The 20,344-nt window shown below is 52.8% G+C and carries 15 protein-coding genes; 5 read left to right on the top strand and 10 right to left on the bottom strand.

Going from position 1 to position 20,344, the window contains the following annotated elements; all coding sequences use genetic code 11:
* Nucleotides 1-41: 41 nt before the first annotated feature.
* Nucleotides 42-2,138, bottom strand: a complete 2,097-nt coding sequence (locus tag OGV77_RS00355) for a T6SS effector phospholipase Tle3 domain-containing protein (RefSeq protein ID WP_286502528.1) — start codon at nucleotides 2,136-2,138, stop codon at nucleotides 42-44.
* Entirely contained in the window at nucleotides 2,131-4,704 is a 2,574-nt protein-coding gene (locus tag OGV77_RS00360) for a type VI secretion system Vgr family protein (protein ID WP_353655753.1), read from the bottom strand. The genes OGV77_RS00355 and OGV77_RS00360 overlap by 8 nt, the downstream gene beginning before the upstream one ends.
* A 517-nt stretch (nucleotides 4,705-5,221) precedes the next feature.
* Here OGV77_RS00360 and OGV77_RS00365 point away from each other — a divergent pair.
* Genes OGV77_RS00365 through OGV77_RS00375 form a run of 3 tightly spaced genes read left to right on the top strand, consistent with a single transcriptional unit; the run spans nucleotide 5,222 to nucleotide 7,781 of the window.
* Nucleotides 5,222-5,905 carry a D-lyxose/D-mannose isomerase gene (locus tag OGV77_RS00365; protein WP_043018105.1) on the top strand — a complete coding sequence of 228 codons (684 nt, stop codon included), beginning with the start codon at nucleotides 5,222-5,224 and terminating at the stop codon, nucleotides 5,903-5,905.
* 14 nt (nucleotides 5,906-5,919) lie between these two features.
* Nucleotides 5,920-6,780 carry a ketose 1,6-bisphosphate aldolase gene (locus OGV77_RS00370; RefSeq protein ID WP_080625852.1) on the top strand — a complete coding sequence of 287 codons (861 nt, stop codon included), beginning with the start codon at nucleotides 5,920-5,922 and terminating at the stop codon, nucleotides 6,778-6,780.
* Entirely contained in the window at nucleotides 6,777-7,781 is a 1,005-nt protein-coding gene (locus OGV77_RS00375; RefSeq protein WP_286502531.1) for a carbohydrate kinase family protein, read from the top strand. Before OGV77_RS00370 ends, OGV77_RS00375 begins: the two co-directional genes overlap by 4 nt.
* A gap of 59 nt (nucleotides 7,782-7,840) precedes the next feature.
* Here OGV77_RS00375 and OGV77_RS00380 read toward each other — a convergent pair whose 3' ends face one another.
* Nucleotides 7,841-8,572: a response regulator gene (locus OGV77_RS00380; RefSeq protein WP_043018102.1), complete on the bottom strand. Its 732-nt coding sequence runs from the start codon at nucleotides 8,570-8,572 to the stop codon at nucleotides 7,841-7,843.
* Between the two features lie 288 nt (nucleotides 8,573-8,860).
* Between OGV77_RS00380 and fdhF the strand changes: the two genes are divergently transcribed.
* Both fdhF and yjcO read left to right on the top strand, forming a co-directional pair.
* Complete coding sequence (gene fdhF / locus OGV77_RS00385) at nucleotides 8,861-11,008, top strand: formate dehydrogenase subunit alpha (RefSeq protein WP_080625853.1); 2,148 nt, start codon at nucleotides 8,861-8,863, stop codon at nucleotides 11,006-11,008.
* 103 nt (nucleotides 11,009-11,111) lie between these two features.
* Entirely contained in the window at nucleotides 11,112-11,801 is a 690-nt protein-coding gene (gene yjcO, locus OGV77_RS00390) for a Sel1 family TPR-like repeat protein YjcO (protein WP_043018100.1), read from the top strand.
* A gap of 104 nt (nucleotides 11,802-11,905) precedes the next feature.
* Here yjcO and gltP read toward each other — a convergent pair whose 3' ends face one another.
* The 7 genes from gltP to nrfA all read right to left on the bottom strand — a co-directional run bounded on the left by gltP (nucleotide 11,906) and on the right by nrfA (nucleotide 20,068).
* Nucleotides 11,906-13,216: a glutamate/aspartate:proton symporter GltP gene (gene gltP, locus OGV77_RS00395; protein WP_043018099.1), complete on the bottom strand. Its 1,311-nt coding sequence runs from the start codon at nucleotides 13,214-13,216 to the stop codon at nucleotides 11,906-11,908.
* A gap of 344 nt (nucleotides 13,217-13,560) precedes the next feature.
* Nucleotides 13,561-14,181, bottom strand: coding sequence for a heme lyase NrfEFG subunit NrfG (nrfG, locus tag OGV77_RS00400; protein WP_087051809.1), 621 nt, complete (start codon nucleotides 14,179-14,181; stop codon nucleotides 13,561-13,563).
* Nucleotides 14,178-16,391, bottom strand: coding sequence for a heme lyase NrfEFG subunit NrfF (nrfF, locus tag OGV77_RS00405; RefSeq protein WP_087051808.1), 2,214 nt, complete (start codon nucleotides 16,389-16,391; stop codon nucleotides 14,178-14,180). The genes nrfG and nrfF overlap by 4 nt, the downstream gene beginning before the upstream one ends.
* A gap of 8 nt (nucleotides 16,392-16,399) precedes the next feature.
* Complete coding sequence (gene nrfD / locus OGV77_RS00410) at nucleotides 16,400-17,356, bottom strand: cytochrome c nitrite reductase subunit NrfD (RefSeq protein ID WP_043018097.1); 957 nt, start codon at nucleotides 17,354-17,356, stop codon at nucleotides 16,400-16,402.
* Nucleotides 17,353-18,024: a cytochrome c nitrite reductase Fe-S protein gene (gene nrfC, locus OGV77_RS00415; RefSeq protein WP_043018096.1), complete on the bottom strand. Its 672-nt coding sequence runs from the start codon at nucleotides 18,022-18,024 to the stop codon at nucleotides 17,353-17,355. The genes nrfD and nrfC overlap by 4 nt, the downstream gene beginning before the upstream one ends.
* Nucleotides 18,021-18,587, bottom strand: a complete 567-nt coding sequence (gene nrfB / locus OGV77_RS00420; RefSeq protein ID WP_043018095.1) for a cytochrome c nitrite reductase pentaheme subunit — start codon at nucleotides 18,585-18,587, stop codon at nucleotides 18,021-18,023. The genes nrfC and nrfB overlap by 4 nt, the downstream gene beginning before the upstream one ends.
* 44 nt (nucleotides 18,588-18,631) lie before the next feature.
* Complete coding sequence (gene nrfA / locus OGV77_RS00425; RefSeq protein ID WP_043018094.1) at nucleotides 18,632-20,068, bottom strand: ammonia-forming nitrite reductase cytochrome c552 subunit; 1,437 nt, start codon at nucleotides 20,066-20,068, stop codon at nucleotides 18,632-18,634.
* Nucleotides 20,069-20,344 lie beyond the last annotated feature (276 nt).

The raw sequence follows: 20,344 nt of genomic DNA on the forward strand, positions 1-20,344 counted from the left end.
ACGATTACTCTTACCCTAATTCCTGGTTTCATAATTCATCCTTAAACGTTAAGCGGTTTGGGCATATCCCATTGCAGATTGGGAGTCTCGGTATTGTATATTTCATTACGTCTGGCCGGTTGAACCGTTGTTGAATGACAATATTCGTTAACCACGCCAAACTTCCCTTGCGGTAAAATATCATCTGGCCTGTTCATATAATCTTTTGTGTCGGCTTTATTCAATATCCCCGTTGTATAATAATCCACAGTTTTTGGCAGACCATTACGCTTCATACGCCAGTCTCCGCGCAGGAGTAGCTCGGTCCAGAATTCTCCGCAGCGGTGATCAAATGCCCTGCATATTCCCACCGCCAGATCGAAAGGCATCGCTTTCGCGGGGGCATCTTTCGACATAACAATAGAGGAATGCTGGCTGTAACCAACCTTCTCTGATTGCATCCATTCTTTTTGCAGCTCATCCGGCGTTTTTTCATAAATCAACTGAACGGTCTTATTGTATCCCCCGCCCAGAACAACGCCTTTGGTATAAGGCTTGCCATATTTTTTGGAGAATATCGCAAGTTCAGTGGGCGTTAATTCCTGGCCCGGCTGTAAATAATCGAAACCTGCGCCGCTGAGATTTTTGAAATCTGTCTCAGTGCGCGCAATAACCGTGGCTTTTGCAGAAAATGAGATGTCCTGATCGGGTGAACCTGGCGCTATCGAATATTTATACTGACTTCCCGCGCCCTGTAACTGGTGTCTGAAGGTAACGGGGAGCTGTTCGCCGTTAACAACCACATCCGCAAACGTATATTGTCTGGTCGCGCCCGTATCCTGATCAAAACAATCCTTTTTTAACGCCGGCATTTCAAAAGGCACGCTCAGCGGGCTGCCGCCTATTTCCGGACCATTTTCACAGAAAACCCGCTGGCGCAGATTTTCTATGCCGCTGGCAATGTTATGGGGGACTCCCCGCCAGCCCAAACCCTGGACGTTAAGTAATGAAACCACACTGTCATTGGGGCAAAAATAGTTATATACCTTGCCAAAGTTATTACGCGTATAAAGTTTATTCTTGCGCCACTGTGAATTGGTTTTACTCAGGCACAGCGCGCCTTCTAATTCATCAATCTCGGCCTGCGTGTGATATTGCCCCTTGCCATATCTGGCGTTGGTCGCCATCAAATGACAGAAATTTTTAAACGTCTGCTGTCGGGCGCGATCCGTCTGGTGATGTCCAGGTGTGACACTTTCAGCAGCCGTTTTTTCCAGTGCGTAGGGAGAATGGTTAAGTATCACACAGTCAGCGGGTTTCTCATTAGCCTGCATAACCAGCATATTAGCCAGCATGGTAATGATCGTTCCCTGGGAGTGCGCAATGATATTAATGGGATCGAACTTTGTTGCCGGTTCTCTTCGAATCATCAGGATTAAATCAGCCAGCCGCTGCGCGGCAAAAAACTGATAAATACGGTGCGGATTGTCATAAATAGGGTGCGTAAAATCCCCGACATTCATATACAGTGATGCAAATCCTGCCGCACCGTTCGCCAGGCCGCCGGAGCCAGGGCCTAACATATCCGGAATAGTGGTTGTCGCATTGGCAAAGGTACCCCCGCCTTTGGCGTACACATCATCGAGAACATTACCGAAATTATCATTCTGATATTTCAACGTGGTTTGGGGAATATGCCCCAGTTTTTCCAGCTTTGCGTGGTCATCTTCCTGATAGGCGTTGTAAGGCAGTTTTGCGGCGTCTCCTGATTTAGCCCGTTCTTCACGATAACGCCGCTGGTCTTCTATATACGTCGCATGATCGACGGGTTTATACCCCCAATAAAATGGAATGACCGGGCTGCGTCCGGGCATTTTTATATTCTGCTGCTCGCCATCGCCCATATCCATTTTGTACTGCTGCCATTCATGCGGATACATATCCGTGCGACCCATACGTTCATTCAGGCCAGCGATAATACCCTCCTCCTGATTCTGATAGGCCTCGCCCACATCGTTGACGCCGTGCACAAGGATCACAATGCAGGGCATGGAATACTTAACGGGCACGTCGCAGACCGCCATTTTTCCGCCCGTAGATTTAGGCACGCCCTGTACACCTGTCGCCACCACCTGCGGATTAAAGGGACTGTTACTCATTTGGCAAAATCTCCATTTTCATTTCGTCCATTTCAGTCATATCCAATAACGGCGTCATTCCTTCATCGTCTGTGACGCCTTCAATGGTTTCGCCTGATGCCTTAGTCAGTCTGAATTTTGTATTTTTTAGAACATCGTCTGGGTTGCCAGAGCCATGTAATTTAATGCGGCGATGAAACTGTTCTTCCTGAAAGACAGGGGTTTTATCTTTTGCCGACTCCGGTCCGCTCCAGTCAAGAGTGGTGCCTTTCAACTGCACTTTTGCGGGAGAGAATATTTTTACTGAGCCGTCTTCATTTATTCTGATACCGCCACCACCGCACAAAAGCTGGATATTCTTCCTGGCGCTGATGGTCACGTTGCCGTTCATACTCTGAATATGAAAATGCTTATCAGAAAGCAGGCCCATTTCCCCGCGCTGCGCCTGGACGGAAATATCATCTTTTGCGGCGATGATTTTGATTCCGATAGCTCTGCTGAAAAGTGACAGGCCCTGCCCAACGGCCATTGAGAGTTTTTTAAAGACGTTAAAACTGCCGTTGCTGGCGGCGTTTAGCGACAAATCTTTGTCTGCTGATAATGCCATCGTTTGCGGTGTCAGCAGGGCCATACCGTGATCGGCGTAGGCCACCAGCCCCGATCGGGTAAGCTGTTCAAGCGCGGCGTTAAGCTGCTGCTGCGGTCCCAGTTCGACATTTAACGCCTGTGCCGTCAGCGCGCTCTGCTGAAGCGACGTTGCCAGCGTAAGCGCGGCCTGAAGCTGCTGAACCACTGCGCTCATATCGAGCTGCTTACCCTGGGCTTTTGGCTGCGCCTCAGTCGTGAGTAGTATCCCCTTTGCCGCCCTCAGGACCGCGCGGTCATCGGTGCGCAGTTCTGCGCCTTCGCCGCGAGGTTTACCGCCAGCATCTACAAGATGGCCCATGTTCAACTGCGTTTTGCCGTACTCGGTACTCAGTTTGACGTGTTCCTGCCCGCGCCGGTCCTCCATCCGCAGCTTATTGAGACCCGCAGTGCGGATGACGTTACGGGTATTGTTGCGGCTGGTAACGGGATCAGGCTTTGGAGCATGATGCAGAGCGTGCGCAATAAAAGGTCTTTCCGGATCGCCGCCTTCAAACGCAATGGCGACCTCTGTGCCCTGGATTAACGGAAAGTGATGACCATAAGTATCACCGGCATAAACCCGCGCCAGACGAACGGGCATGCTTTCATAACCTTGCCTGTGCTGGTCGAGGTCAAAATCAAACTTCACCCAATAGCGACCCTGCACATCGATATGAGCATATTGGTCATTGTCTATTGGTGATGAAACGATCGCGGGAACAGTACCTGCAATACGTGGCCGGGGTAGCGGCTGCGGTCGAAAACAAACGTTCTGGCTGTAGGGAATACCGATAAGCCGGGACTGGAGCGCTGCATCGCGCCTCCCCGTCACCTGCATTGCCGTTACCACAAATCCAGAGGCGAAGGTATGTGGAATGGCGCCGTCAATTTCCAGCACCATCCCCGGCACGATCGACGGACTGGTGGTCACACCGGTTAAAATGGATTGATTATTAAGAATAATTTCGTGATGCAGTTTGGCGTAAAACCAGCTGGACTCGCCTGGCTGCGCCTCGGCAAATTGCGATCCTGGCTGATGATGGATATCCGCATAGCGATACTCTGTGCCATATGCCGTAGCCCTTTCCGCAGACACATCGGCGTCAGCGTTTAGCATCTGCGAGTTTGCCAGCCTGTAATCAAAGTTCTTCACTTTAACGCCAGCGGAGACAACGTTGTGCTTTGATACCAGCTGATCGATCGAATACTCATTTGATGTCAGCCCGGCATGGGATGAGTGCATAATCTTTTGATCAAAGAGGTATTGGCATTGTGAATCACTGAAGATAACCACCATAATGTGCGAAACAGCATGATGATTTGCGATCCTGAACCAGATCCCAACTTCTGACAGGATGCGGCTGATAAACGCTAAATCTGACTCCTCCCACTGAACAATCATTTCCCGGTTGGGATAGATACAAACAAGATTATCAAAGTCGATTTCATAATCGGCAAAAGCATGTTCTTTGAGGATCTGCGTGACCAGTTTCGGCACATTTATGTTCAGGTAAATAGCCGAACGCTTGCATCGTGAGAGTAATGCCAGCTTATGCTCTAACCTGATTTCGTACAGTGACTCATCCGCTGATGTGCTAATAAGCGAAAATGACGTAATGACGCCTTCAATTTGCCGTTCATATAGCCACTTCTCAGAACCTTGAATATATTTATTCCAGTTATGATTAGGTGCTCTGATTTTCAGCGAGCCTTCAATGTTAAGAAGTGAGTTAGGAGGGATGTTTTTTTGTTTTGATGTGAATCTAATTTTATAACTGTATGGTTTACTTAAATTTTCATGACCTTCAATTGTTTCAACATCCAGCAACCCTAACTTACCCTCGTCCCTAACAGAGAATAAATACTTATTTATACTCTCCTCTGAAACTATACCTTCCAGATTATAGAACCCTGATCCTTTTTTCATTATCGCATCCCTTACCAAAAGAAAGTAATACATAAGAAATAAAGTCCAGTCAGCATATCAACAATAATAAAAAAAGGGTTATTTTTTTACTGGAAACAAATCTGGAAAGTGAATTAATTATTATTAGTTAAACGTGTAATATAATCCTGACATATAAATAAACGATTAACTGGCGCGAATTTAGATTCAATGTCATCATTTTCTAACAAAGCGGTTTATATAGCCCAGCATTCGTTTTTTCATCGTAAGGCAACAATCCAACAATCACATCCAAATGGTTCCAAAAACTGAGGCGCGACTAAAAAACCAAGTATTAAGGCAATGATTTTTAATAACATTTATAAAAACAGTCTTTTTATTTATTATTTTATTGAATAAATCACATCCTTCCATAAAAAAACACAATAAAATATAACTATTCCCTATTCTGCTGTGAGGGGAGAGGTAACTGGATTATGCCCATGTATTCACCAGGAAAGATTTTGGTTTTCTCCCTCTCCCCTTGAGAGAGGGCCGCATAAAGGTCATCTTATCAGCCACAGGAGAATCAATGAAACGCTCCGCAATAAACGAGATCCTTGGCCACACGCGCCAGTTTTTCTCTCAGCACGACGTGCATCTCCCCCCTTTTGCCAGTTTCCCTCCGACCCAATGGCACAAGCTTGATGCCTCTGCCTGGGGCGAAGTGTTCGACCTAAAGCTCGGTTGGGATGTCACCGCGTTTGGCGGCAACAATTTCGCCGCGCAAGGGTTAACGCTGTTCACTCTGCGTAACGGCTCGCCGAAAGGTATGCCTTATGAAAAATGCTACGCCGAGAAAATCATGCATGTTCGCGATGCACAGGTCACGCCGATGCATTTTCACTGGCGCAAGCGCGAAGACATTATCAATCGCGGCGGCGGCAATTTAATAGTGGAACTGTGGAATGCGGGGATCCGGGAGCAAACGGAGCAGACCGACGTAAGCGTGGTGATTGACGGCTGTCGGCAAACCCATGCGGCAGGCAGTCAGTTGCGCCTGACGCCGGGTGAAAGCATCTGCCTGCCACCGGGCCTGTATCACAGCTTCTGGGCGGAAAAAGGTTTTGGCGACGTGCTGGTCGGCGAGGTTTCGTCTGTTAATGACGACGACCACGATAACCACTTTCTGCAACCGATCGCCCGCTATAACGACATTGAAGAAGACGAACCTGCGCAGCTGGTGCTGTGTAACGAATATCGCCTGTTCCGCTAACCAAGGAGCGCATTATGCCGTTGATATCTCTCGCTGATGGCCTTGCCCATGCCCGTGAGCATCGCTATGCCTTAGGGGCGTTTAACGTTCTGGACTCCCACTTCCTGCGCGCGCTGTTTGCCGCGGCAAAGCAGGAACGTTCGCCGTTTATCATCAATATCGCCGAAGTACATTTTAAATATATCTCCCTGGATTCTCTGGTCGAAGCGGTCAAATTCGAAGCCGCGCGGCATGACATTCCGGTGGTATTGAACCTTGACCACGGCCTGCACTTTGAGTCGGTGGTTCGGGCACTACGCTTAGGGTTCAGTTCAGTGATGTTCGATGGCTCCACGCTGGAGTATGAAGAAAATGTCCGCCAGACCCGCGAAGTGGTAAAGATGTGCCATGCCGTCGGCGTGTCGGTGGAAGCCGAACTGGGCGCGGTGGGCGGTGATGAAGGCGGCGCGCTGTATGGTCATGCCGACGAGTCGTTATTTACCGACCCGATGATGGCGCGTGATTTCGTCGACAGAACCGGGATTGATGCACTGGCGGTCGCCATTGGCAATGCGCACGGAAAATATAAAGGCGAACCGGTGCTCGACTTCCCGCGTCTGGACGCTATTCGCCAGCAGGCGGCAATCCCGCTGGTACTGCACGGCGGTTCCGGCATCAGTGACGATGATTTCAAGCGCGCGATTGAACTCGGCATTCATAAAATCAACTTCTATACCGGCATGTCGCAGGCGGCGCTGACGGCAGTAGAGACGCGGATGGCGAATCGTCAGCCGCTGTACGACGAATTCGCCGAACTGCTACTCGGTATTGAAGAAGCCATTACCGATACCGTTTCAGAACAGATGCGCATTTTTGGCAGCGCGGGACGGGTCTGATGGAACGCAAAGGCGTTATCGCTGCAGGCAACATGCTGGTCGATCATGTACATCAAATTGTGCAGTGGCCGGAACGCGGCTGGCTGGCGGAAATCACCCGTAGCGAAAGCGCCACGGGCGGTGCGCCGCTCAACGTGCTGCTGACGCTGGCGAAAATGCACGCCGGACTGCCGCTACAGGCGGTGGGGTTAATCGGTCAGGACAGCGACGGCGACTACATCATGGCGATGCTGGAGCAGTATCACGTTAATCGCCAACACGTGCAGCGCACAACATTCGCCCCCACGTCGATGTCGCAGGTAATGACCGATCCCAGCGGTCAGCGTACCTTTTTCCACTCGCCTGGCGCCAACCGACTGCTGGATCTGCCCGCTTTTGAGCAACTGGATACCTCGATGAAAATCTTCCATCTTGGGTATCTGCTGCTGCTCGACAGTCTGGACATGCCGGATGAGGAGTACGGGACGCGTAGCGCCCGGCTGCTGGCACAAATGCGCGACAATGGCTTTGAAACGTCGCTGGATCTGGTCTCACGCAAGGGTGACCCGCGTTACCAGCCGCTGGTGATGCCAGCGTTACGCCATCTCGACTATCTGGTGATTAACGAACTGGAAGCCGGGGAGTTCAGCGGGCTGGAGATCCGCCAGCCCAACGGCGAACTGCATATTGCACACATCGCCACCGCTGCGCGCGAGCTGTTGAATGCAGGCGTACGCCAGCGGGTGGTTATTCACTGTCCGGAAGGTGCCTGGGGTGAAGCGCCGGACCTGCCGGGCGTCTGGATCCCGTCACACTATCTGGCGCAGGAGGAGATCGTTGGCAGCGTTGGGGCGGGAGATGCGTTTTGCGCCGGATTTTTGTATGGCTGCCATGAGCGCTGGTCGCTGACGGACAGCGTCAGGCTGGCGCACGCCTGCGCGCGGGCCAGTTTGCTGTGCGCCAACGCGATAGACGGCGCGAAAACGCTGGCAGAGTTAGAAGCCGGGATGGCTGATGCCTGATGCGCTGCGCTTATCAGGCCTACGGGGTCGTTATCACTTTTGTAGGCCGGATAAGGCGTTTACGCCGCCTTATCGTGATGCTGCACGTCGGCGGCAAACACATAACCCAGCCCGCGCAGGGTTTTGATCAACATTGGCTGGTGCGGGTTGATCTCTATTTTTCGCCGCAGCCGCATGATTAACACATCAATGGTGCGGTCAAACACCTCGACGCTGTCGCTGCGCGTCAGTTCCAGCAGTTGTTCCCGACTCAGCACCCGGCGGGCGTTTTGGGCCAGCGCCAGCAGCAGGCTGTATTCCCCCTGCGTCAACTCCACCTTCAATTGCTGGGGATTATGTAGCTGGCAACCGGCAGTATCGAGATGCCAGCCGTTAAAAGAAAGCCCCGAAGTTTGCGGGCCGCCGCTCTCTGCCATTAACACGCCGACGCGTCTGAGCACCGCCTTTACCCGTGCCACCAGCACCCGCGCATTGAACGGTTTACCGATGTAGTCGTCAGCGCCCATCTCCAGCCCGACAACCACATCCGACTCGCTGCCAAGCCCCGTCAGCATCACCACCGGTAATCCGGGTCTCATCTTTTGCACCTGCTGCAGCACCATCAGACCGTTAATATCAGGCAACATCATGTCCAGCAATACCAGAGCGATTTCCGGCTGAGTCTCAATGCAGCGCAGCGCCTCCTGCCCGGTGTGACAAGCGGTCACCGCAAAGACGTGTTCGCTTAGCACATCCTGTAAAAGTGTGCAGACAGCGATGTCATCATCCACAACCAGTATGGCTGGCTTCATTGTTTTTCCCCATTTCTGGCCAACTTAAATGAGTGTGATTGATTCTGCACAGAGTGACAGCGATAAGGCACAAGGATGTGTGGGAAACATAACCTCGGTCACACTGCCGGGCCGTCACGTATTGGAGATTCGTCACGTCAAATATGACGACAGCCTGTTTTTCGTCAGGGTTTTGCGCAAAATTCGCCCGTAATATCAACTAATGCCCCTGATAAAAACATGGCATAAAAGATGCATAACTAAAGCGACAAGCGCGTATGCGCGATTTGATTAACTGGAGCGAGACCGATGAAAAAAGTCGTCACGGTTTGCCCATATTGCGCATCAGGTTGCAAAATCAACCTGGTGGTCGATAACGGCAAAATCGTCCGGGCTGAAGCGGCGCAGGGGAAAACCAACCAGGGTACCCTGTGTCTGAAGGGCTACTATGGCTGGGATTTTATCAACGATACCCAGATCCTGACCCCTCGCCTGAAAACCCCAATGATCCGTCGCCAGCGTGGCGGCAAACTGGAATCTGTTTCCTGGGATGAAGCGCTTGATTACGTCGCCACTCGTCTGAGCGCCATCAAAGCGAAGTATGGCCCGGACGCTATTCAGACGACCGGTTCATCTCGCGGTACGGGTAACGAAACCAACTATGTAATGCAAAAATTCGCGCGCGCCGTTATTGGTACCAATAACGTTGACTGCTGCGCTCGCGTCTGACACGGCCCATCGGTTGCAGGTCTGCACCAATCGGTCGGTAACGGCGCAATGAGTAATGCTATCAATGAAATTGATAACACAGATTTAGTGTTCATCTTCGGGTATAACCCGGCGGATTCCCACCCGATCGTGGCGAATCACGTGATTAATGCTAAACGTAACGGGGCGAAAATCATCGTCTGCGATCCGCGCAAAATTGAAACCGCGCGTATTGCCGACATGCACATCGCGTTGAAAAACGGCTCGAACATCGCGCTGCTTAACGCCATGGGTCATGTCATCATCGAAGAAAAACTGTACGACCAGGCGTTCGTCGCCTCCCGTACAGAAGGATTCGAAGAGTACAGCAAGATTGTCGAAGGCTACACGCCGGAGTCCGTCGAAGATATCACTGGCGTTAGCGCGCAGGATATTCGTCAGGCTGCACGTATGTATGCCACGGCAAAAAGCGCGGCCATCCTGTGGGGCATGGGTGTTACCCAGTTCTATCAGGGCGTGGAAACCGTGCGTTCACTGACCAGCCTCGCAATGCTGACCGGTAACCTCGGTAAGCCAAGCGTGGGCGTTAACCCGGTTCGTGGCCAGAACAACGTTCAGGGCGCATGCGACATGGGCGCGCTGCCGGATACCTATCCGGGCTATCAGTACGTTAAGTTCCCGGAAAACCGCGAGAAATTCGCTAAAGCCTGGGGCGTGGAAAGTCTGCCTGCGCATACCGGTTATCGCATCAGCGAACTGCCGCACCGTGCGGCGCATGGCGAAGTACGCGCGGCGTACATTATGGGTGAAGATCCATTACAGACCGATGCTGAACTCTCCGCAGTGCGCAAAGGCTTTGAGGATCTGGAACTGGTCATCGTGCAGGATATCTTCATGACCAAAACTGCCGCTGCCGCAGACGTTATTTTACCGTCTACGTCATGGGGCGAGCATGAAGGTGTCTTCTCTGCGGCTGACCGTGGCTTCCAGCGCTTCTTTAAAGCCGTTGAGCCGAAGTGGGATCTGAAAACGGACTGGCAGATTATCAGTGAAATCGCCACCCGTATGGGCTACCCGATGCACTACAACAACACCCAGGAAATCTGGGATGAGTTGCGTCATCTGTGCCCGGATTTCTACGGTGCAACTTACGAGAAAATGGGCGAACTGGGTTATATCCAGTGGCCTTGTCGCGATACCTCAGAAGCCGATCAGGGTACGTCTTACCTCTTCAAAGAGAAGTTCGACACCCCGAACGGACTGGCGCAGTTCTTCACCTGCGACTGGGTAGCGCCAATCGACAAACTCACTGAGGAGTACCCGATGGTGCTGTCTACAGTGCGTGAAGTCGGCCACTACTCTTGCCGTTCGATGACCGGTAACTGTGCGGCGCTGGCCGCGCTGGCGGATGAACCGGGCTATGCCCAGATCAACACCGCCGACGCAGAACGCCTGGGCATCCAGGATGAAGAACTGGTATGGGTTAACTCGCGTAAAGGCCGAGTCATTACCCGTGCGGCAGTCAGCGATCGTCCAAACAAAGGCGCGATTTACATGACCTACCAGTGGTGGATTGGCGCATGTAATGAGCTGGTAACCGAGAACTTAAGCCCGATTACCAAAACGCCGGAGTATAAGTACTGTGCCGTTAACGTTGAACGCATTGCCGATCAGCGCGCTGCCGAGCAGTATGTCATTGATGAGTACACTAAGCTGAAAGCCAGCCTGCGCGAAAGCGCGATGGGTTAGTCCGTTTACGTACCTGTTCTGCAACAGCCTCCGCCCGGAGGCTGTTTTTTTATCCATACGATCTCTTTATACTGTTCATTCCGTACCCTAAATAAAACTCAAAATGAAACAACTCATTGCATTGATGTTCTTTATGACATTCTTTGCCCATGCCAGTGATACTGAGCCAGGAAGCCAGTACTTACAGGCCGCTGAGGCAGGGGACCGTCGCGCACAGTACTTTCTTGCCGATAGCTGGTTCAGTTCAGGCGATTTGAGCAAAGCCGAGTATTGGGCGCAAAAAGCCGCCGACAACGGCGATGCCGACGCCTGCGCGCTACTGGCGCAAATCAAAATTACGAATCCGGTCAGTCTGGATTACCCCCAGGCCAAAACGCTGGCGGAAAAGGCAGCCAAAGCGGGCAGTAAAGCGGGAGAACTGACCCTGGCGCGGATTCTGGTCAACACCCAGGCAGGACACACAGATTATCCTAAAGCTATTACCTTGCTGCAAAACGCCTCCGAAGACCTGGAAAATGATTCCGCCGTCGACGCGCAAATGCTGCTCGGACTGATTTACGCCAACGGCGTGGGTATTCCCGCAGATGATGAGAAAGCGACGTGGTATTTCAAGCGTAGCTCAGCCATTTCCCGCACCGGTTATTCCGAGTACTGGGCCGGAATGATGTTCTTAAACGGTGAACAGGGTTTTATCGTGAAGAATAAACAGAAGGCGTTGCACTGGCTGAATCTGAGCTGTATAGAAGGGTTCGATACCGGCTGCGAAGAGTTTGATAAGTTAACAAACGGGTAATGGTTTGCATTGCCGGATGAACGTAGTCGCTGTAGGCCTGATAAGCGTAGCGCCATCAGGCAACCCGGAGCAGGTTGCCGGATGGCGGCGTTGCCTTATCCGGCCTACAAGGCAGTCTTATCAAATTTACCCAGCATCTCGCGCTCGTAGGCCAGCGCTTTTTTGCGGTCAAATTTGTGTTCCCACTTGGCGATAACCAGCACCGCCAGCGCGTTACCCACTACGTTCAGCGCGGTACGCGCCATATCGAGGATACGGTCAACACCGGCGATAAACGCCAGTCCTTCCAGCGGGATCCCCACGCTGCCAAGCGTAGCCAGCAGCACCACGAATGATACGCCCGGCACGCCCGCAATCCCTTTTGAGGTCACCATCAGCGTCAGCACCAGCACGATTTCCTGCCACAGCGACAGGTCGATACCGTACAACTGCGCGATAAAGATAGCAGCGATGCTCTGGTACAACGTTGAACCATCAAGGTTGAATGAGTAGCCGGTCGGCACCACAAAGCTGGTGATTGAAGCTGGCGCGCCATAGGCTTCCATCTTTTCGATAATACGCGGCAGTACGCTCTCGGAGCTGGCGGTAGAGTAAGCCAGAATCAGCTCATCTTTCAGAATGCGGATCAGGATCCAGATGCTCAAACCGCAGATACGCGCGACAATCCCCAGCACCACCAGCGCGAAGAACAGGATGGCGAAATGCACCAACAGCACCAGCTTCGCCAGCGGCCACAGGGAGGCAAAACCGAAGTTCGCGACGGTAACGGCAATCAGCGCAAAAACGCCGACTGGCGCGTAGCGCATCACCATGTGAGTCACTTTAAACATGGTTTCGGAAATAGAGCGGAACACGGTAACCAGCGGCTCGCGGTGAGTTGCCGGCAGGGACGACAGACCTAAACCGAACAGCACTGAGAAGAAGATAATCGGCAGCATATCGCCTTTTGCCATCGATGCGACGATATTGGTCGGCACCAGTGACAAAATTGTCCCCATCAGACCATGCGCGTGGCTCTGTACTTCTGCGGTCGTGCTTTGATATTTCGAAATATCCACGGTCGCCAGTTGCGACATATCAATCCCGGAACCCGGCTGGAACACATTGGCCAGCGTGATCCCAAGGATAATCGCCACGGTGGTGATCACTTCGAAATAGAGAATTGTTTTGGCGCCAATGCGGCCCAGCTGTTTGGCATCACCGACCCCGGCAATACCGACAATCAGCGTAGAGATGACAATGGGCACAACGATCATTTTGATCAGATGGATAAAGATATCGCCCGCCGGTGACAGCAGGTTTACAACCAGCCATTCACGGCTGTCGCTATGGTAATGCAGGTAACTCCCTAGCAGAATGCCCAGCACCATGGCGATTAGAATCTGCCATGCCAGGCTGACTTTCAAATTTTTCATAACAACGGACTTCCTCGATGGAGCGCTATTCCACATGCGGTGTGTGGGAATAGTACATACTGAAAGGGTATGAATTGTGTTGCGTTCGTTTATGGAGTTTTTTAACGCTTATTATCATTATCATCTGCATGGCATTCCGCGCAACCCTCTAAGAACAGGGCCTTTGGCTGAATTTATGCATAAAAATGCGATTTTATCGCGGTAACAATGAATAACTTTTTGTTATAAAAGAATTTTAATATGTTCAAAAATGAAGAAGTCATGGCATGATTTTTTTTTGCTCAATTGTTCGTTTGCCTATTTTTTAAACAGACAAAATGATACAAATCACAAAAAAAACAAATTTATTTTTGCCGATTCTGCAACAACTTCGCCATATTAATAGAGTCAATGAGCTGCGCCCGGTTCACCCTCGGCGAGTTTAAATCCATAACTTTTTGCCACACTGATATAGCCTGGGCGTATTCTGCCTGCATAAACGCATCTGAAGCTAACAGCATCAAGGCGGTGACCTCTGCCGGGTCCAACGTCAGGGCCTTATCAATCATCTCGCGAGTGGGCGGCGTCATATGTTGTCCGGCCTGGTAGTACAATACCGTTGCCATCGCTGAATAGATCTCAGCATTTTCACCACCTACACGCAGCGCCTGCTCATAGGCCAGCAGTGCATTATGGTACGCGTTTTGCCAAAGATAGTACTCCCCAAGTTGCGCCCATTTCACACTGTCCTGTGGATTGGCGCGAATTTGCGTTTGCAGCAAAAGCAGCTGTTTTTCCTGAAGGTTCTCATCGGAGAACGCATGTAAAGGGTCCGCCAGCCGCGCCTGCTCCTGACGAACCGCCTGCCATTTTGGCGTCGACAGGTAACCTCCTATGCAGACCGAAACCATCAGCACCGCTACAGCAGTCAGCCGCTTCACAGGCATTGGGCGTAACAGCGCAGTGGAGTGTTCGCCCTGGTTCATTGCTCACCCTCCTCTACGCGCTGACGACTTCTCACCCGCCAGACCACCACGCCCACCAGTAATAACAGCAGGCACGGCAGCGCCCACAGCAGCAGCGTTTGCTCATTCAACGGCGGGTTGTAGCGCACGAAATCACCGTAACGGTCGGTCATCCACGTCGTTATCTCGGCTTCACTTTTCCCTTCCGCCACCATGCTATAAACCTGATGACGCATACTGACCGCTACCGGCGCATTGGATTCCAGCAAGTTTTGGTTTTGACACTGTGGACAGCGCAGTTGGCTGGCAATAGACAGCGCTTTTTCCTGCTGTTGCGGGTTGGCAAACGTCCATGTGTCCACCACCTGGGCATGGGTGGCAAAAGGCAGAAAAATCAGTAAAGCCATAAGTAACATCGTTTTGCCGGATGGCGGCGTGAACGCCTTATCCGGCCTACCCTGCTTTTCACTCGTAGGCCTGATAAGCGCAGCGCCATCAGGCAATAACTCAGGATGCTTCCTCCCTCGCCATGCGCTCAGCAACGCGCCAAACACCATCAACAATCCCCCTCCCCAGATCCAGCGCACGCCGGTCTGCACGTACAAGCGCATGGCATAACGGTCCGCTCCGGTTTTTTCGCCTATTACCGCGTACCAGTCATGCATCAGGTTCCAGTTGATCCCCGGCTCCATCATCTGTTGACGGCGCGCGGCATAGAAGCGTCTTTCTGGCTGCAGGGTGCCAATGCGTTTCTCATCCTGCCACAGCGTGATCTGCGCTTTTTCACTGGTGTAGTTACCTTTTGCTTCCAGGTCGAGACGCTCAAAACGAAAAGTGTATCCCGCCAGTTCCACCTGCTGCCCCGGGCTCAGATTCAGGCTTATCTCCTGACGACTGCCGCTGGAGAAAACGATCCCCGCAGCAAACACCAGCACCCCGGCATGCGCCAGCAGCGCCGGAAGTTGACAACGCACAGACACTTTGCGGCTTCTGATCGTTGCCAGCACGATAACCAGCAGCATCAGCAGGCCAAAAGGCAGCGTGGCGCGGTTAAAGTACGGCGCGCCCACGGAGAGCCGCCCCCAGCCAAACAACCCGTAAATCATCGGATAGAGGGTGCCAATCAGCACAATCAGCAGCACCGCGCAAAAAAGTAATAACGCGACCAGAATCAGCATCTCGCGCGACCAGCCGCCAAAACGCCCACTCTGGCGGACTTGCTGGCCTCGCCAGGCGTACAGCCCAAGCGACGCCAGGCTCAATACGGTAAACAGCGCAAACAGCGGCGCGGCGCGAACGTTATCCAGCGCGAAAGCATGCACCGAAACGAGAATGCCGGAGCGCACAATCAGCGTCCCGAGCAGCGATAAAATCAGCGTGACGATCGCCAGCAACAGCGACCAATGGCGGAAGATCCCCCGCTGGCGCGTGATGTACAGGCTATGCAGCAGCGCGCTGGCGGAAAGCCAGGGTAATAAGGAGGCATTTTCTACCGGGTCCCAGAACCACCAGCCGCCCCAGCCCAGCTCGCAGTAGGCCCACCAGGAGCCGAGGATAATCCCCAGCGTTAGCGCGCACCAGCCGGGCAGCGCCCAGCGCCAGCACACCCAGGCGCTCTGCGCATTAAAGTCACCACGTAGCAGCGAGGCTAGCGCCACGCCTGCCGCCACCATTAAACCACCGTAACCCAGGTACAGCAGCGGCGGATGGAGGATTAACCCGAGATGTTGCAGCATCGGATTAAGGTCGCGCCCTTCGATGGCCGGCGGGAAGATGCGCACAAACGGATCGGACCATACCACCACAAACAGCAGCAGCAAGGCCGTAATCATTGAGAGGACGCTGAGCGTCAGCGGAAACAGCGCGTCGGAATCACGCCGATAGCGAAAAGCAAACAGCGCGCTCCAGCCGGAAAGAAACAGCACCCACAGCAGCAGCGATCCTTCATGACCGCCCCACACCGCCGCCAGTTTTAATCCCCACGGCAGCAGGCTGTAGCTGTGCTGAGCAACGTAGACCACCGAAAAGTCGCTGGTCAAAAAGCAGAATACCAGAATGGCAAAAGCCAGCAGCAGCAGCGCAAATTGCGCCCATACTCCCACGCTTGCCAGACGCATCACCCCTTGCCAGCGCTGGCGGACACCCACCAACACGGCAAGCGGGGTCAACACATTGACCCCGAGGCTTAATAACAACGCCAGAAAACCGGCTTCAGGAAGGAGAACGTCCAGATATCACCTTACGCAACGGTTAGCTGACCCGCATAGAGTATAAAAAAGCGCAGCAGCAGTACGCCGGTCAGGCTGGCGCCGCACACTGCCAGCACGCCATGAAACGTCGAACTGCGGTTGGCCCAGGGTTTTAGCAGCATCGGCAGTATCAGCCCAAGCCCAGCTACGCCAAGCCAGAACCACCAGGTCCAGAATCCGCCGCCCAATGCCGCGGCCAGCGCGCGCATTTTACCGTCATCGCCCAGCGCCAGACCAACAAAGAACGCCGCCAGCAGGAAGATCTCCAGCCATACCACCGGGACCTCCATGCGATGCACAAAGTGCGCTTCAGTGCTGTGGGGATTGCTACGATGGCGTAACGCCATGGCGATCAGCGCCACCGCCGCGCCGGAGGAGATCCCGGAGAACAGGAACAGCACCGGCAGGATCGGGTTATTCAGGAACGGGTAGGATTTCAGTGCCGACAGCAGGAACCCGGTATACGCCCCGAGCAGGACCGCCAGCACCAGCATTAACGTCTCCAGCGCGCGATGAAATGGCGTTATCAACGTCAACACTTTCTGCACGATTCCTAACCGCGGCAGCCAGCGCTGTTGCAGGGCAATCACCTCTTTTTCAAAGATTTTTGCCAACCACAACACTAATACCACCATGTACAACTGGAACAGCATAACCCCCATCGACATCACCGAGGTGAAGCTGTAATGGAACATCAGTTTCCAGAAGGTCCATGGACGCGTCAGGTGGAACACCAGAATTAACAGACCGAAGATTATCGCCCCCGGCCCTAACACCAGCGTAGTGCGCAGCAGCGTGCTGTCCGAACCGCCCGCCTCCGGATGGAGGCGACGTAGCAGAATCGCCAGCGTGACCAGTCCGGCAGAGATGCCAATCAGGAACAGATAGATGGCAATGGGCCAGTCCCACACCAGTGATTCAAAATGAAATGCAGAAGCGGATGTCATTGGCTCACCTCCCCAAATTTAAAGGGAACGCGGTAGACCTTCGGTTTTGTACCCAACGCCAGCTTGTAACGGTAGGTGGTTTTCTGCTGCAACAAACGGGAGATATCGCTGTTGGGATCGTCCAGATTACCAAACGTCAGCGCCTTCGTCGGACATGACTCAACGCAGGCGGGCTGTTTGCCCGCTTTCAGGTTGGTTTTCCGGCAGAAATCGCATTTATCCGCCGTTTTGCTCACCGGATGGATAAAGCGCACGCGATAAGGACACGCGGCGATGCAGTACTGACAGCCAACACAAAGGTCCGGGTTCACATCCACAATACCGTTGGCTGCATCGCGATACGATGCCCCCGTCGGGCAGACGTCAACGCAGGGAGCGTGGTCGCAATGCTGGCATGAGTGGCGAAAGAAGCGATACTTCACATCAGGAAACGTTCCCTGCGGCTCGCTGCGAATAATCGTCAGACGCGATACGCCTTCCGGCACGTTGTTGACTTCCCGACAGGCATCCATGCAGGCCGTACAACCGATGCATAATGACTCATCATGTACCATACCGTAACGCACGCCGTTGATGTTCAGCGTCTGCGCCACAACGCGTCCCGCCGTCCCGCTCACTGCCACCAGCGCGCCGACGCCGGTGATAAACTGGCGACGAGAGCAACTCATGGATGCTCCTTAAGCAACGGAACCGACGCCGGGTTAAAGTTCGGATTGTTACGCTGATCGCTGTGGCAATCGACGCAAATTTTGATCCGTCCTTTATCACTTAGCGTCTGCATCGTGTCTTGCTTCGGATGCAGTGAGTGACAGCTGGCGCACGCCACTTTGGTTACGTGGACATCGTGCGGCCAGAACGCTTTTTGCAACTGCTCAGGCAGGTGACAAGACATACAGACGCTGTTCTGCTGTTCCACGTTGTACATCGGCTCATTAAAGCGCATCACATCCTTCACCCCCTCACGGTGGTTCGGTGACGGCTGGCCGTGGCAGTTGGTGCAGGTGACCGGCAGTTTGTTATTCGGGTTGATGACTTCCGCATGCTTACCATGCATGCCCTCGGTATCCGGCTTGTGACAGTCCAGACAAGCGGCATCCGGATTACGCTGTTGGGTAACCGTCCAGCGTTGATCCGACTCCTGCGGCGTTGGCGTGGCAGTGATTCCACTCAGGCTCCATAACAAGCCTGACGCCAGCACCCCAGCAGTTAATAACGAACGTAATACGCTCATATTCACTCCGTTGAGTTATCCGCCCCTTGCGGGGCGAAATGGGGTTATTGGCTTAACAGACCGTTTTTACGCGCCTGATCTTCCCACTGCGGAATCACCGTCTTGATGAACTCCTGCTTCTCAGCATTGATTTGCTGCATGTTCAGACCAATCGCTGCCTGAGCTTTCTCTTTAGTAGAGATATCCGGTAACGGGATTTCATGCGTGATGCCTTTGGTCGCCAGCAGACGGACCAGTTTGGTACGCGCATCGGCGGCTTTATCCATTGCGCTACCCAGCATCCGCAGACCTTCTTCCGGGGCGTGCATGTGAATACCATGTGAGGCGATAGACAGGTCCCAGCGCCATTGCGCGTGGCGGATATCTTCCAGAATCGGTTTCATTTCCGCTTCGGTTGCGCCCGCATCCCATGCGGCTTTCGCTTCGAAGTGCGCATGTACCAGTTGATCTTCAACCTTGATTTTCAGGTCATGAATGGCCTGTTTACGCTCGGCGACCACTTTTTGCAGGGACGCTTTGTCCTGGGTATGGCAGTTCGCGCAGGTCTGAGGGAAGTTATCGAACGGGTTACCAATCTTATGGTCGGTGTAGATCTTGCCTTCCGCGTTTTGCACTTTTGGCATGTGGCAGTCGATACAGGTCACGTTGTTCTTGCCGTGAATACCTGCGCTCCAGGTTTCATACTCCGGGTGCTGCGCTTTCAGCATGGGTGTTTTAGACAGGGAGTTGGTCCAGTCAGAGAAAGCAATGTTGTCGTAGTATTTCTCCATGTTCTCGACTTTCATGCCGTCGTCCCACGGAAACTTAACGGCTTTGTTTTTACCGTCGAAGTAGTATTCCACGTGACACTGGCCGCAGACCATGGATTGCTGGTCAAAGCGACCGGCTTTCTCGAACGGTTTGCCGATCGCTTCCATCGCGCGTTCTGCATAAGGACGCGACAGGGTCAGCTCTGGCTTGCCTTTGGCGAAGTCGGGTGACGCGGTGTTATGGCAATCTGCACAACCGAGGTTGTTAACAATTTCCGGACCGCCGCGCGCCCATTTACCGTGGAAGTAGCCATCTTCACCGTCTTTCTGGATAAGACGCGCTACGTCCGGGCTTTTACAGCTCCAGCAAGCCATCGGCAGCGGGCCGTCTTCTGCCGTTTTTGGTGCGCCGGTACGTAAGGTTTCACGGACATCGGTCACGGCATACGCATGTCCACGCGGTTTGTTGTAATCGCGCGAGAATGGATATCCCGCCCACAGGATCACCAGACGCGGATCTTCTGCCAGCGCATCTTCACGGGCTGATTGCTCAGACGTGGCTTTCCAGGAGAGATATTGATCGGGATGCTGAGGAGCGAAGGTTTCATTTTTCGCTTCAACGGTGACGGTTTTTGCGGGTACAGAAGTTTGTTCAGCGTGAACAGCAGAAATAAATAATAAAGGTAATAACAGGCTGAAGAAACGGCGTACGCGTGATTTTATCCTTGCCATAGGGGTCTCATCCAGATGACGCCATTATCTGCAATGGCGGTTCTTTTATTGTTTTCCACAACAGCAACCACACGATACTGTCATGACATTGCTCCACCCTATTTGTAACAAGAAACCACACTGAAAATGTTGTCTTTAATCAATTGTAAGTGTATGTAAAATACCACTTTAGAGTTATAACACCCCTCAAACCTCTCACTCTTTGGTCTAATTCAGAGACAGATCACCTTTTCAATAATCCTTTAGATAACTACATGTTATCGCGAGATTTAATCA

Origin of the sequence: Citrobacter sp. Ce129 (assembly GCF_030334545.1) — a bacterium.
In the GTDB taxonomy this organism is placed as follows: domain Bacteria; phylum Pseudomonadota; class Gammaproteobacteria; order Enterobacterales; family Enterobacteriaceae; genus Citrobacter; species Citrobacter europaeus.